The sequence below is a fragment of the Desulfobacter sp. genome (assembly GCF_050177295.1).
The window spans coordinates 1-13,123 of sequence record NZ_JBFXHE010000085.1 but is presented as its reverse complement, the minus strand read 5'-3'; the positions used below and the strand labels follow the sequence as shown (position 1 = coordinate 13,123).

General features: G+C 50.1%; 11 protein-coding genes. 2 read left to right on the top strand and 9 right to left on the bottom strand.

Annotated elements, in window-relative coordinates; translation table 11 throughout:
• Positions 1-770 (bottom strand): TOTE conflict system archaeo-eukaryotic primase domain-containing protein (locus AB7U36_RS08565; RefSeq protein ID WP_428159368.1); only part of this gene is annotated, 770 nt, incomplete at its 3' end.
• Between the two features lie 231 nt (positions 771-1,001).
• On the opposite strand from AB7U36_RS08565, the gene AB7U36_RS08560 reads away from it, so the two are divergent.
• On the top strand, positions 1,002-1,445 hold the full coding sequence (locus tag AB7U36_RS08560; protein ID WP_428159367.1) for a PPC domain-containing DNA-binding protein: 444 nt from the start codon (positions 1,002-1,004) through the stop codon (positions 1,443-1,445).
• A gap of 163 nt (positions 1,446-1,608) precedes the next feature.
• Here the strand turns inward: AB7U36_RS08560 and AB7U36_RS08555 are convergent, their stop codons facing one another.
• From AB7U36_RS08555 to AB7U36_RS08540, 4 genes are read right to left on the bottom strand one after another with little or no spacing between them, the layout of a single operon-like run.
• Positions 1,609-3,477 (bottom strand): GNAT family N-acetyltransferase, encoded by a 1,869-nt coding sequence (locus AB7U36_RS08555; protein WP_428159366.1) that lies wholly within the window; start codon positions 3,475-3,477, stop codon positions 1,609-1,611.
• A 7-nt stretch (positions 3,478-3,484) separates the two neighbouring features.
• Positions 3,485-5,212, bottom strand: coding sequence for a YcaO-like family protein (locus AB7U36_RS08550; RefSeq protein WP_428159365.1), 1,728 nt, complete (start codon positions 5,210-5,212; stop codon positions 3,485-3,487).
• Between the two features lie 21 nt (positions 5,213-5,233).
• Positions 5,234-6,310: an A/G-specific adenine glycosylase gene (gene mutY, locus AB7U36_RS08545; RefSeq protein ID WP_428159364.1), complete on the bottom strand. Its 1,077-nt coding sequence runs from the start codon at positions 6,308-6,310 to the stop codon at positions 5,234-5,236.
• A 32-nt stretch (positions 6,311-6,342) separates the two neighbouring features.
• Positions 6,343-7,884: a leucyl aminopeptidase gene (locus AB7U36_RS08540; RefSeq protein ID WP_428159363.1), complete on the bottom strand. Its 1,542-nt coding sequence runs from the start codon at positions 7,882-7,884 to the stop codon at positions 6,343-6,345.
• A 216-nt stretch (positions 7,885-8,100) separates the two neighbouring features.
• Between AB7U36_RS08540 and AB7U36_RS08535 the strand changes: the two genes are divergently transcribed.
• Positions 8,101-8,967 (top strand): HDOD domain-containing protein, encoded by an 867-nt coding sequence (locus AB7U36_RS08535; RefSeq protein ID WP_428159362.1) that lies wholly within the window; start codon positions 8,101-8,103, stop codon positions 8,965-8,967.
• 12 nt (positions 8,968-8,979) lie between these two features.
• Here AB7U36_RS08535 and AB7U36_RS08530 read toward each other — a convergent pair whose 3' ends face one another.
• The 4 genes from AB7U36_RS08530 to AB7U36_RS08515 all read right to left on the bottom strand — a co-directional run.
• Positions 8,980-10,338, bottom strand: coding sequence for an ATP-binding protein (locus tag AB7U36_RS08530; protein WP_428159361.1), 1,359 nt, complete (start codon positions 10,336-10,338; stop codon positions 8,980-8,982).
• Between the two features lie 2 nt (positions 10,339-10,340).
• Positions 10,341-11,711 (bottom strand): sigma-54-dependent transcriptional regulator, encoded by a 1,371-nt coding sequence (locus AB7U36_RS08525; RefSeq protein ID WP_428159360.1) that lies wholly within the window; start codon positions 11,709-11,711, stop codon positions 10,341-10,343.
• Positions 11,712-11,847: 136 nt separating this feature from the next.
• Positions 11,848-12,297 carry a chemotaxis protein CheW gene (locus AB7U36_RS08520; protein ID WP_428159359.1) on the bottom strand — a complete coding sequence of 150 codons (450 nt, stop codon included), beginning with the start codon at positions 12,295-12,297 and terminating at the stop codon, positions 11,848-11,850.
• An 11-nt stretch (positions 12,298-12,308) separates the two neighbouring features.
• Positions 12,309-13,123, bottom strand: an 815-nt coding sequence (locus AB7U36_RS08515) for a methyl-accepting chemotaxis protein (RefSeq protein WP_428159358.1), incomplete at its 5' end; no start/stop codon positions are given.

Genomic DNA, 13,123 nt, shown 5'->3' with positions numbered 1-13,123 from the left:
TGATTTGGAAACAGCCTGTCATAAGATGAAAATGAAATATTGTGCCGTTTATTCATCGCATAGGTCAGAAGTGCCGTTCCAAATTTTCGCGCAAGAGCCGCAGGGATTTTATCCTCAAAAAAAAACCAGGCATGACAGCCATTACCGGATTGTGACCGCTCCATGACTATTGGAATGTCAAATTGCAAGCACGTATCCCGTATTACCGAAATATCTTTCTGCCAGCCGTCCTTATCAAAATCAATGGCTAAAAAATGGCAGGTCTCATCAAGGGCCATTGGATATATTCCAATGATCATTTCGCCTCTGAGATGTTTTTCAACAGCAGCGTCATCTAAAGGGAAATATTTTTGTTGATTACAACTGGCGCACTTCATTCTTGGCTTGTTACAAATACCAGGAGTCCATTCATTCATGCAATGGGGGCTATACCCTGAAAATCCCTTTTTATTCTGCCACTTTTTTGCGTACACATCTTTTCGTCCTTTGAACAATGACATGAACAGGGAAATTTTTTCATTAATGGGAGAATATTGATCAACAGTGCTTTCACTACAGATTTCAGTATTTGCTAAACTGTCAACAGCTTTCTGACCGACATGCACATCCTTTCCAGGATTTGATTTCGTTTTTTCAAGGGGTTCTGATTTAAGACTGGCAAAGGCATTCTGATGGGATTCTAATGCCTGAATTTTTGCTTTGAGGCTTTCATTCTCCTCAAGAAGGGCATTGTATTTCTTTTTCAGGTTATTGTATCTGTCATCTGTCATTCATTTCATTCGGTACACTATCGATTTCTTAAGGGTTCAGATTCCTGCCACATTTTTAATGTAATGGATTACGCCATCTATTTTATAATTTCAAGGCCAATAGCCATTGCCGGGCAATGATCGCTTTTATTGTCAGTTCCGCTTTTTTCTGATATTAAAAAAAAAAGCATTCTATCAGAGTCATTCAGAAAAATAACTATAGAATTTATATAAAAATAAAGAGATTAACACATGAAGTACTCACAGGCAAAACAGGGAAGAATCTACATTATTCGTCTTGAAGACGGCGATATCATACACGAAGAAATTGAAAAATTTGCGAATAAAAAAGCAATAAAAGCGGCTGCGTTAACCATTATCGGAGGCGCTGATAAAAATAGTAATCTCATTGTCGGGCCAGAGCATGGACGGAAAGAATCAATTACGCCAATGGAACATATTCTCAATGACGTGAATGAAATAGTGGGAACAGGCACAATCTTTCCCAACGAGAAAGGGGAACCCAAATTACACATGCACATAGCTTGCGGAAGAGAAGATTCAACTATAACCGGATGTATCCGTAACGGTGTCAGGACATGGCATATATTAGAGGTTATTTTATTTGAATTAATTGAGACTGGTGCTGTACGTATGTTGGATCCAATTACAGGATTTGAATTGCTCAACCCATAATCTCTTTACCGTTCAGGTAAATTTTAGGGATAATACGGCTGTTTTTTTCCAGCATGGCAGAGACCCCGCAATAGGTTTCCATGGACAGGGACACGGCCCGTTTGATTTTTTTTGCATCTTTTTCATTGCCGGTGATGTGGTAAGATAAGATAATTTCCTTAGATCAGGCGCCGGGTTTTGTCAAATCAATGCTGATGGCGTAAGCCCCATCGTCAAGTTTGGCAGTCAGCGGATATTCGCTCTTTTCAAATACCTTGAGCATGGCCCGGTTGGAGGAGAGGACATCTGCGGTTATTTTTACGGCCCTGCGCTCCTTTGCCAGACGGGAAAGCATCTTAAACAGAAAAGAGGCAATGCCAATGCCCTGGTATGCCTCGTCCACAACAAAGGCGATATCCATGAACGGTTTGTCCGGATGCCTGGCTATCCTTGCCTCGGCAATGATGGTCTGGCTGCCGGGTTCGCCCACAAGGCCCACCACGGACAGCACTTCCCTGTAATCCACATTGACATAGGCCTGCATTTTGGCATGGGGCATGGCTTTGATGGGTGCAAAGTAACGGTAGTAAATGGCGTCATCGGAAAACCGGTAAAACAGCCTGCGCATCTGCTCTTCATCCGACGGTTTGATGGCTCTGAATCGAACCTGCAGATCATCTTTGAACGTCTGAACCGTATCAATCTCCTTGGGATAAAAACGGGCGGAGTCGGCAATGAACATCTGGTCCGGGTAGAGCAGGTTCTCTTTTTTACCGCCCTCCACAAGGCCGGGACGGTCTTCGGGGTGGGCGATTTCGATCAGTGCCTGGGCGCGCTCCCGCAGGCTTCTGCCCCTGATGTGAGCCACCCCGTATTCCGTGACCACAAGGTCAATGCATTCCGGAAAACTGAGCTGGTCTGGAGCATCATCAAGAAACAGACGAATATTGGGCTCGCCGTTTTTGTTCCGGCTGGGAAGGGCCACAATATTGTACCCGCCCCTGGAGAGCTCCGCACCATTGAGGATATCGGCAATCTGACCCGGATCTGCAGAAATATTAGCGGACTTGGCGTAGATGGCCACTCGGCCGGAAAGGGCCACCCAACGAACCGGCAGGACCATGACGAATTTTTTGTTACGCCCGATCTGCAACGGGTTCAATATCTTGTCAATCCCCTGGAACTCCACCATGGGATTTTTGTCGAGCCATGCCATCAACTTTTGGGAGCCCAGGGCGTAGGTGGTCGAAGAGCGCCCCAGGAACATGCCCTTTTCCCGGTTAGTGACCGCCCCGCTTTCAACAAGCTCCATGAGCGCATCTGTGAAAAACGGGGTATGAATGCCCAGATGTTTTTTCTTTGTCAGGTGCCGGGCCAGGGCTTCATAAATGGGACCGTAGGTGAAGGCAATGCATGATCTGTCATCAATCACCGAGGCCGCATTTTCGGCGATTTTGTTAAACACCCGGTTTACGGGGTATCTTGGAACATAAAAGGGCGGGACCCGGGCCTGGATACGCATGTCGAATTCGTCAATATGGACAAAGGTGTCTCCAAGCGTAAAGGGAATGTCTTCATTAATCTCAGCCACCACAAAACTGGCCTGCGTCATCACCTGCCTGGCCACATCCACACCCAGGCCGAAGCTGCAATAGCCGCTGTCATTGGGCGGGGTGATCTGGAGAAACGCGACATCAATGGGTATCAGGCCGTCCCTCATGAGCAAAGGGATTTTGGAAAAACGCGCCGGAATCAGGTCCACCCGACCGGCGGTGATGGCCTGGGCCGACACCCACCCGGAAAAAAAGGTTTTCAGACGATACCGGTGGGATTCCAGCGCGTTGTAGGACACGGCGTCTCCAAAACTGACCAGCTGGATCAGGGTCAGATCCTCCAGATTATAGCCCTGGGCGCTCATGAGTGCATTCACAAGGGTTCTGGGTTCGGCGGTTCCCGTACCGATAAAGATGTGCATGCCCGGCGCAATTTTGGACAGCACCGTGTCCGTGGATACACAACGTGTTTTCCAGGTAGGTCTTTTTTTCCTGAACATGACGGCGTTATTGTTTCAGTTTTTTAATATTATCCCGTGCAAATTCAATGGTTGGGTCTATGTTTAAAGCCATTTCATAGAATTTGACGGCAAGCACGGGCTCTTTAAGTTCCCGGTAACAGGATCCCATATTGGCATAATTGATGGCCTGGCTTGGGTCCAGATCCAGGGCTTTTTCAAAATAGGTAATGGCGGTTTTAAAATCCTTTTTCATAAAACAGCAGGCTCCGGCTGTGTTCAGAATGTCGGGGCGCTGGGGATCGGCATCAAGACCGGTTCGGCATGTCTCAAGTGCTTGATCCAACAGCCCCAAATCCTTTTGGGCCGCAGCCATATGGGAACAGATATCAGGCAGGTTGCGCCGGGCAGGGTCACGGTCAAGGGCGGCCTGGAACTGTGTTACGGCATCGGCTCCCTCTTCCAGGGCGCTGAGCATCAATCCTTTGTAAAAACCGGTGTAATATTTTCCCGGGAGAAGTGCTTCCAGTTCATTGAGCTGGTCAATGGCCATTATGGGATGCAAATTTTCCGTAATGAGCCGGGCGGCAAACATGCCCACACTGGCCTCATCGGCCCGTTCCCTGAAATGGGCCCCTGGCATGATGGTGTAATAAGCCGGGATATCAAGGCCGGGATGGGTGGTGCAAATGGAGAGCAGATGAAAGCCTCTATCCGCCAGAATCCGGATCAGGCTCTCCACTTCGACTTTCATATTGTCGGCGGACAGATCCGGCAGGTCTGCTGCATCCACCATGGTTTCCGGATGGGTGATATATTGAGCAGCGTTGATATCCGTAAATTTAGGCAACCCGGATGCCACGTAATTGGACCCGGTGTTAAAGTCCCCGGCAAGCTGAGCCACTTCGGTCAGGGCCCGGCCCATGGCCTTTTCCGGGGACGGGGCCGTGCCCGCAGTCCATACGATCTCGCTTGTATCCGGAAACGTGGCCGGATCCCAGGCCAGCACAGCTATGGTGGGAATGCCCGTATCAAGGGAGAGATCACTTGCATAGACCCTGATGCCCTGGGTGTCATATTTGGCAAGAAGTTCCCGCACAAGGGGATCTTTAAAGGAGTCCAGACGGATGCCGGGCACCTTTAATTTTTCCCGGGATACCCGGGAGCAGACATGACGCTCCACAAGCTCACAAATGCCCTGGATCAGCGCTTCTTCCGTGCAGTTGCCCGCACTGGGGCCGTTAAACTCATTGATCATATAAAACCAGTTAAAGGGGATATTCACCTCTTTTTTATCGGTGAGATCATAGCCCCTGGTCCATTGCAGGGGCAGAGAATCAAATATGGGTTTGACTTTTAATGCTTCGGCCCCATCGTCATGGACAGACTGGGTGATCAGTCCATAATCCAGGGCCGTTTCCCCAAGCTGACCAGGCGTGGCATGGATAAAGTTTTTTTCATCTTCGGCAAAGGAGAAAAAGCTGAACCGCTCCACCAGTTCCATGACAGCGCTTGCCTCGGACTGTTCCGGGGTTCCGCCTTTGCCCATCTGTTTATTGGTGCCGGTCACCTGTCTTGCATCCGCACCACACTCGCTGTAAAATACCGGAATATCCAGGCGGCCGTTGTCGATGCGCCGGGTCCGGCTCAGAATATCAAGCTCCAGAGTGGCTGCCTTTTCCCGGAACCGCCGGACTGTGTCGGAAGGAGAAATAATTTTATCCTGGTCAAAGGTATAATTTTTCGGGGCGTCTTGGAGTATTATTTTATAACCCATGGGGTTCAAAGCCTTTCACATTTATTTAGTAATCAATTCCATGAACTTAAGATTGGCCCGGGGAAAAGGAAACTGGTGAAGCTGACCTATCCTGACCCATTTATGGTCAATGGGACCGTTGAGAATCACCGGGCCGGAGATATAATCGCAGAAGAACACATCCATTTCAATTTTAAAGTGGGTATAGGTGTGAAAAACCCGGGTTAAAAATTGCGGATTTCCGGTCTCAATGCCGGTTTCTTCCCGGATCTCACGGATGCAGGCCTGTTCAGGGGATTCTTGGGGATCCACCTTGCCGCCGGGAAATTCCCATAATCCGCCCAAAAGCCCGTCAAGTTTTCTTCTGGTGATCAGGACATTTCCGTTTTTCCTGACAATGCCTGCGGCAATATGAACCGTGGGCACCTTTTTTTTCTCCATGCGCCGGGGGAAAAGAGCGGTTACCTGCTTTTCACAGGCCAGGCATTCCCGGGCCAGGGGACATGCGCCGCAATCCGGTGCTTTGGGGGTGCAGACCAGGGCGCCAAGCTCCATGACAGCCTGGTTGTATGTGCCCGGGTCCTTTTCATACAAAAGCCTTGCGGCAATGGCCTTATATGTTTTATGGGCAGCGCTGTGGTTCACAGGTGTGTCAATGCATAAAAGCCTTGCCAGAACCCGCTTGACATTTCCGTCCACCACGGCATGGGGCTTTGCCCCGGCAATGGAGAGCACAGCCGAGGCAATATAGTCCCCTACACCCGGAAGATTTTTAACCCCCTCATAATCATCCGGAATAATGCCGCCCATATCACGAACCACAATACCGGCAGCCTTGTGGAGATTCCTGGCCCTGGCATAATATCCAAGGCCCTCCCAGGCCTTAAGCACGGTTTCAAGGTCTGCGGCGGCAAGGGCCTTAAGATCAGGCCAGGTTTCCATGAACTTGAGATAATATGGGATCACGGTTTTGACCTGGGTCTGCTGGAGCATGACCTCGCTGACCCATACCCGGTACACGGAGCTGTCCCTGCGCCAGGGAAGCTGTCGGAAATTGTCCCGGTACCAGGCCATTAGGGCGGTTTGAACGATTTTTGTTTTTTCAGGTTCCAGGTTCATCACCGCTTCCTTTCACCGGTTTTGTTCAAACACTATTTTATTTTGCCTGGTTTCCAGTTTCGCACCAAATTAATAAATGTTCTGGTGGCCGTTCCCGAAGGCCCCTTGGGGATATAAGCCTTTTTGGTAAACTCCCAGGCCGTGCCTGCAATGTCCAGATGTGCCCAGGGGGTTTTACCCACAAATTTTGACAGATAAGCTGCTGCGGTTATGGTGCCGGCTGGTTTTCCCCCGGTGTTTTTAATGTCCGCCACATCGGATTCGATCTGTTTTTCATAGTTTTTATTCAGGGGCAGACGCCAGACAGGTTCTCCGGCCAGACTTCCGGCAGCCTCAACCGCCTTGGCCAGGGCGTTATTATTGGACACAAGCCCGGTATAATGATGACCAAGGCCAATGATGACCGCGCCTGTCAGGGTCGCCGCGTCAAGCACGCAGGCGGGCTTGAAATGTTCAATGCCCCAGGCCAGGGCATCGGCCAGGATAAGGCGGCCTTCGGCATCGGTGTTGACCACTTCACTTATCACCCCGTTGTAATGGCTGATAATGTCGCCGGGGTGAAGGGCCCTGGACCCGGACATATTATCCGTGGCAGGAACAATGGCCACAACACCCACATCCGGCTTTTCCAGGGCCACGGCCTGCATGGCGCACATGACCGCCGCACCGCCGCACATGTCATATTTCATCTCCTCCATACCCGCAGACGGCTTGATGCTGATGCCACCGGAATCAAAGGTCAGCCCCTTGCCCACAAGAAGGATGGTTTCGGTTCTGTTTTCCGGCAAATATTCAAGGACCACCATGCGTGCCGGCACATAGGAGCCCTGGTTGACGGCAAGTATCCCCCCCATGCCCATCTGTTCCATCTCTTTTTTTTCCAGACACCGGTACCCCAGCCCCGTTTCCGCAGCAAGCTGTTTGGCATATGCCGCAAAATCAGCAGCGGTCCAGTGATTGCCCGGCTCATTGGCCATATCCCGTGCCGTACAGGCGGCAAAGGCCGAATTTTTTGCCTTTTCAACGCCCTGGTGCACGATTTTAAGATTATCTTTGCATACAAATTTTATTTCACCAAGCCCGGGATAATCGGTTTTCTTCCTGGTGCTTTCCTTATATTTTTCAAAGCGGTAATCGCCAAGGATGACGCCTTCGGCCAGGGCTCCCGCAGACATTTCCGGATCAGCCAGGGCCGGGGAAAGATGTTTTAGGGGGGGCAGGCAGACCACCACATCCTTAGCCTTAACCGATGCACACACCTTGGCAACCTGTCCGCCGGCCTCCCGGAGCATGTCCAGGGCGGCTCCTTTATCCTTTTCCTTATTCACAGGGCCTGTACCTAAAACCAGAACCCGGTCAGCAGCAATCTTTGACCGGGCCGGCGGGTAAAACAATATCTGTTCTGCGGCCTTGCCGGAGAAATCCTTCAACTCAAACGCCTTTTTAACCTGGGGCTGTACAGCAGCATCGCAGGCAGGCATTTTGCCCTTTGCCTCCACGGCAAAATGAACCAGAAGATCGGTTTTAATTGTTTCAGCAGCTTTGGTGATGGTGGAGATGCGGTCTTTATTCATGGAGACACCTTTTTTTTACCAGTTGTTTGAAAACCAATTATTTCAAAATTATTGGAATTTACCACAAAACCCGGACCAGGTAAAAAGCGTTTTTCTGCCAAAAGTCGGCACCGGTGAGGAGCTGTTCATCCGCATGGCGAATTTTATGGCAAATTTTCCACTGACTCGATATAATTAAGCTTATCCAAATCTGCAAGGCGCTTGGTGGAAAAAAATATGACAACCGTCCAGACCCTGGTCAGGGAAATAAAAAATCTTAAACCTATACCGGCAGTGATCCACCCCCTGCTGGATGCGCTCAACAGCCCCAATGCCGGCATGGATGAAGTGGCAAAGATTATCCAGTATGACCCGGCCATCACTGCCGCGGTCCTGAGAACAGCCAATTCGGCGTTTTTCGGATTAAAACATCCCGTGGAATCCATCAAAGATGCCGCCGCCCTCCTGGGCATGGACCAGATCATCAACCTGGTGCTGCTTAAATCCGGTGCAGAAATATTCAACACACGACCGGACGTACATGGCCAAAGCCATGGGGCCATCTGGAAATATTCAGTATCTTCAGCCCTGATTGCCAGACAAATCGCTGATGAACTTAATATGCCGGGCTCAGCCGGTATTTTTACAGCAGCCTTGCTCAAAGATATGGGAAAGACCGTTCTGGACAGATTTGTTGATAATGCCAATGAAAAAATCTGTGGCCTGATGACAGATAAGGCGCTTAGCGCCATGGCAGCAGAAAAAGAGGTGATCGGTGTAGACCATGCCGAACTTGGGGCAATGATCGCCAAAATGTGGAAGTTCTCCCCCAATATGGTTAAGACCATTCGCTGCCACCATATCAGCGACATCAAAACAATGCAGGATTTGAATATCGCCGTGGTCTACCTGGCGGACTGCATCTGCATGATGATGGGTATGGACATTGGAACGGACGGAACAGACGAAGCGGACGGCTTGAGCGGCAGGTTCCATAAACAGGTATTAAAACGCACCGGATTTCGGGTGGACGATATGACCCGGATTATTTCAGAATTTCCCTTTAAAATAAGAGAAGTGGAATCTCTGTTAAAGGTGGTCTGACCGTTACAGACGTCACGATTCATTCCGAAGGTCAGGCAGGATGATTTTAAACGTGGCGCCCTTCCCGGGTGTACTTTCCACGTCTATATTCCCCCCCAAAGAAGAAACCAGGTTATGGCATAAAGAGAGCCCAATGCCTGTGCCCTGGTCCGAGGACTTGGTTGAAAAAAAAGGGTCAAATGCCCTGGATATAGTTTCCTTGTCCATTCCGCAGCCGTTGTCGCTGACCTGGATAATAAGCCTGGGTTTTGGAAAATTTCTATATTCCACACTGAGGCAAACATGGGAGTCCGGTTTATCACAGGCCTGGGCCGCATTGATCAGAAGGTTAATCACGGCAATTTCCAGCACCTCCGGTTCGGTGTAAACCTTGGGCAGGTCATCGGGAATCCTGACTTCAAAATGGCGGACCAGCTTTTTCATCTTGGCATCGGAGATATCAATACATCCCCGGATTAATGCTTTAATATCGGATTTTTGATATTCCACGTTCCGCTTTATATGAACAAAGGATCTGAAATTCGAGACAATCTTGTTGATGCGGGCAGATCCGTTTTCAATATTGTTAATCAGTTTGACCACATCTTTTTTAAATTCCTCATAAGGCATGCCGCAAAGTTCAAGCCCCTTGTTTTCCAGCGCATATTGGTCTGAAATGGAAAACAGCCCCCCAAGGTATTCCCGGAGAATGGGAATATTAAATGAGATCAAACTATTGGGATTATTAATCTCATGGGCCACACCCGAGGCCATGAATCCCAGGGACGCCAGTTTTTCATTCCGGATAACCTGGCGCTCCATGGCTTTGCTTTCGGTGATATCCTGGATAATCCCCCGGATCTCCTGGGGATTCTTGTTCGGGTTGTACAAGGTGGTGACGATCACCCGGATCTCCCGGATAGTGCCTTTGGGCGTGACAATCCGATATTCCCGGTCAAAGGGAGCAAAGTATTTTTTGAAAAGGTTAATGTCTTTTTCAAACCGGTCCAGATCCCTTGAATGCATATGATCTTTCATAAAGGAGAAGTCCACAGGCACCTGGGCCGGTTCATAGCCGAACAGCCTGAAAAAGCCGTCGGAGCAATCCATCTCAAAGTCAGGGGGAAAGGCAAAAAAACTGCCCACCGCAGCAATGGCCTGAACCGCTTTAAGATGTTTTTCCTTTCTTAGCAGGTCGTCCCGTGCTTTGAGCTTTTCCTTAATTTCGTTTTTAAGGTCCTGGTTGGCCGCCTCCAGTTGGGCGGTTCTTTTGGCAATTCTGAATTCAAGGTCGTCAAGGGCTTGTTCAAGGATCTGGCAGGCTGTTTGATCATCCCCGGCATCGGTAATGCTGACCTTTTTTTCCCCTGGAAAACGTTTTGAAAGGACCATGGTCAGTTCACACCGTAGGCGTGGAGTTTCCGCCTCAGGGTATTTAACCCGATATCCAGCAGGGCAGCGGATCTGGATTTGTTTTTTCCGGTCAGCTCGTAAATGCTGAGAATATATTTTTTCTCGACACTCCTTAACGTTTCGGGCGGCTCTGACGCCCCGGGGGGCAGAACACAAGCCCTGGGTATGTTTTTCCGGAACTGGTCCGGGAGGTGTTTCGTGCTGATCTCCTTTTCACGGCATAGGTTGGCAGCACTGAGAACAATGGATTTAAGTTCCCGGATATTGCCCGGAAAATCATAGGCCTTTAGCCGGGCCATGGCTTCGGGGTGAAAATTTAAATCCCTGCCCTTATTTGTTGCTGGTTTTAAAAAATATCCTGCCAGCAGGGGGATGTCTTCTTTGCGATGCCTTAAAGGCGGCAAATGGAGCCAGGCCCCTTTGAGCCGGTAATAAAGATCGCTGCGAAAGGTATGGTCCCGGATCTGTGCCTCAATATCTTCGTTGGTGGCGGCAATAAAGCGCAGATCCGTTTTCACGGGACGGTCTTTGCCGATGGGGATATGCTCTCCCTCCTGGAGAACCCTGAGCAGTTTTCCCTGGAGTTCCAGGGAAAGAGAGCCGATTTCATCCAAAAACAGGCTGCCCCTGTCTGTCGAACAAAGATATCCGTCCCGGCTGGCCTGGGCTCCGGTAAAGGCCCCTTTGGTGTGTCCGAAAAATTCGGCATCAAAAAGGGTGGCGGATATGGCAGCCATGTTGATGGCTGAAAAGGGACTGCCGCACCTTGGGCTTGCATTGTGGATCGCCCTGGCTAAAAGCTCCTTTCCGGTGCCGCTTTCCCCTGTGATCAGGATGGGTACATCGCTTTTTGCATGAAGTTCGGCTTCCCTTAGGACCCGGATAAGTGATGCGGACTGGGTTATAATTTCTGAAAAAGCGTCCGGGTTATCAAGATTACTTAGGGACTGGGATTTTCTGATATCCAGAATTTCAAGCAGACTTTGCCGTTCCAGTGCCCTGGAAAGGCTTACGAAAAGGTCATTCCTGGAAATGGGCTTGACCAGATAGTCATAGGCCCCTTTCCGGATACAGTCCATGGCCATGGACGCTTCGTTCAGGGCCGTGACCATGATGCATTCGGTTTGGGGGCTTGCAGATTTGATCTTTCCCAGCAATGTAATACCGTCCATCCCGGGCATAGTGATATCAATGAGTGCTGCATCAAAATTTTCACCATTTTCGAAACGCTGAAGCGCCAGGGCTGGGTCGTTCTCAAGTTCCACCTTTTGGTAACCGGACAGAACCAGCCCTCTTTTCATGGTTTCTAAAAAATCTTTTTCATCATCAATAACAATTATCCGTTTTAGCATTTCCCAGAATTCCGATCAAAAAAGGTCCGGTGTTTGGAAATATAAATAAACATAGTGATGATTTCAATGGATTTGTATGAACGCATTGTTTATTGCGGGCTGAACCAAGGTGAAAAACCAGGTCAGCCCATGGCCGTTATTCGGGCAGAAGACGGTCAATGTCCAGTATGATAATAAACTCATCTTTGGTCTGCCCCACCGCTCTAATAAATCTTTTGGGAATGTTGAGCCCCATGTCCGGCGGCGCCAGAATCAAGTCGTTGTCAAGGGAAAGAACCTGATCCACAGCGTCAACCCTGACGCCCAGCCAGCAGGTCTCTTCTCCCTGGCCGGTCTCCACAATGGCAATGCTGGTATCAACGCTTTGGGCGGTCTGATCAATGCCGAAACGCAGACAAAGGTCCATGACCGGCACCACCTCACCTCTCAGGTTGATGGCACCCAGCATATATCCGGGCATCCTTGGCACCTGGGTAATGGGAACCGGATCAATGAGCTCTTTGACTTTCTTGATATCAAAGGCAAATATGACCTGGTCCAGCCGTACGGTTAAAAACTGAAACTGTTCCGTTCTATTGGGTGACATGGCGTTCTCCTTTATGCATAGGACTCAAATGCCTGGTCCAGGGCGGCTCCGGACTCAAACCCGGGCTCTCCCAGGTCAAGGTCGATCCCCCGGGGGCTCTCCCGGCGCTCGGGAATCCTTGCTTCAAACCGTTCTTCAATAATTTCAGGTTGCTTTTCCGTTTTTGGCCTTTCCTTCCGGTCTATGGAAAAGAGACGGATGGCACTAAGCAGGTGTTCAGCCTGGGAGGCCAGGGACTGGGAAGTACTGGCCATCTCTTCCGAGGCAGAAGCATTCTGCTGGATCACCTGGTCCAACTGGGTCAAAGCCTGGTTGATCTGTTCGGCCCCGGCGCTCTGTTCTACGGATGATGCATTGATCTCCTGGACCAGTTCCGAGGTTTTCCGAACAGCGGGGACGATTTTATCCAGCATCTTGCCGGCGGTTTCTGCGATGGAGACACTGGATATGGAAAGCGTGGCGATCTCGGCTGCGGCAGCCTGGCTTCTCTCGGCAAGCTTTCTGACCGCATCTGCCACCACGGCAAAGCCCTTGCCGTGTTCCCCGGCCCTTGCCGCTTCTATGGCCGCATTCAGGGCCAGCATATTGGTCTGGCGGGAGATTTCTTCAATAATGGAAATCTTGTCTGCAATATCTTTCATGGCCCCAAGGGTCTGATTTACGGATGCTCCGCCCTGGGCCGCATCCGAGGCAGCCTGGGAAGCCAGTTTCTCGGTGAGCTGGGAATTTTCTGCGGTTTGGCGGATATTGGCGCTCATTTGCTCCATGGAGGAGGCAACCTCTTCCGCGGAAGCTGCCTGCTCGGAGGCGCCGACGGAGAGCTGCT

What these genes read in the sequence shown, in the direction of transcription:
- AB7U36_RS08560 (WP_428159367.1), top strand. Translation starts at nt 1,002, where the DNA reads ATGAAGTACTCACAGGCAAAACAGGGAAGAATCTACATTATTCGTCTT.
- AB7U36_RS08555 (WP_428159366.1), bottom strand. Translation starts at nt 3,477, where the DNA reads ATGTTCAGGAAAAAAAGACCTACCTGGAAAACACGTTGTGTATCCACG.
- AB7U36_RS08550 (WP_428159365.1), bottom strand. Translation starts at nt 5,212, where the DNA reads ATGGGTTATAAAATAATACTCCAAGACGCCCCGAAAAATTATACCTTT.
- mutY (WP_428159364.1), bottom strand. Translation starts at nt 6,310, where the DNA reads ATGAACCTGGAACCTGAAAAAACAAAAATCGTTCAAACCGCCCTAATG.
- AB7U36_RS08540 (WP_428159363.1), bottom strand. Translation starts at nt 7,884, where the DNA reads ATGAATAAAGACCGCATCTCCACCATCACCAAAGCTGCTGAAACAATT.
- AB7U36_RS08535 (WP_428159362.1), top strand. Translation starts at nt 8,101, where the DNA reads ATGACAACCGTCCAGACCCTGGTCAGGGAAATAAAAAATCTTAAACCT.
- AB7U36_RS08530 (WP_428159361.1), bottom strand. Translation starts at nt 10,338, where the DNA reads ATGGTCCTTTCAAAACGTTTTCCAGGGGAAAAAAAGGTCAGCATTACC.
- AB7U36_RS08525 (WP_428159360.1), bottom strand. Translation starts at nt 11,711, where the DNA reads ATGCTAAAACGGATAATTGTTATTGATGATGAAAAAGATTTTTTAGAA.
- AB7U36_RS08520 (WP_428159359.1), bottom strand. Translation starts at nt 12,297, where the DNA reads ATGTCACCCAATAGAACGGAACAGTTTCAGTTTTTAACCGTACGGCTG.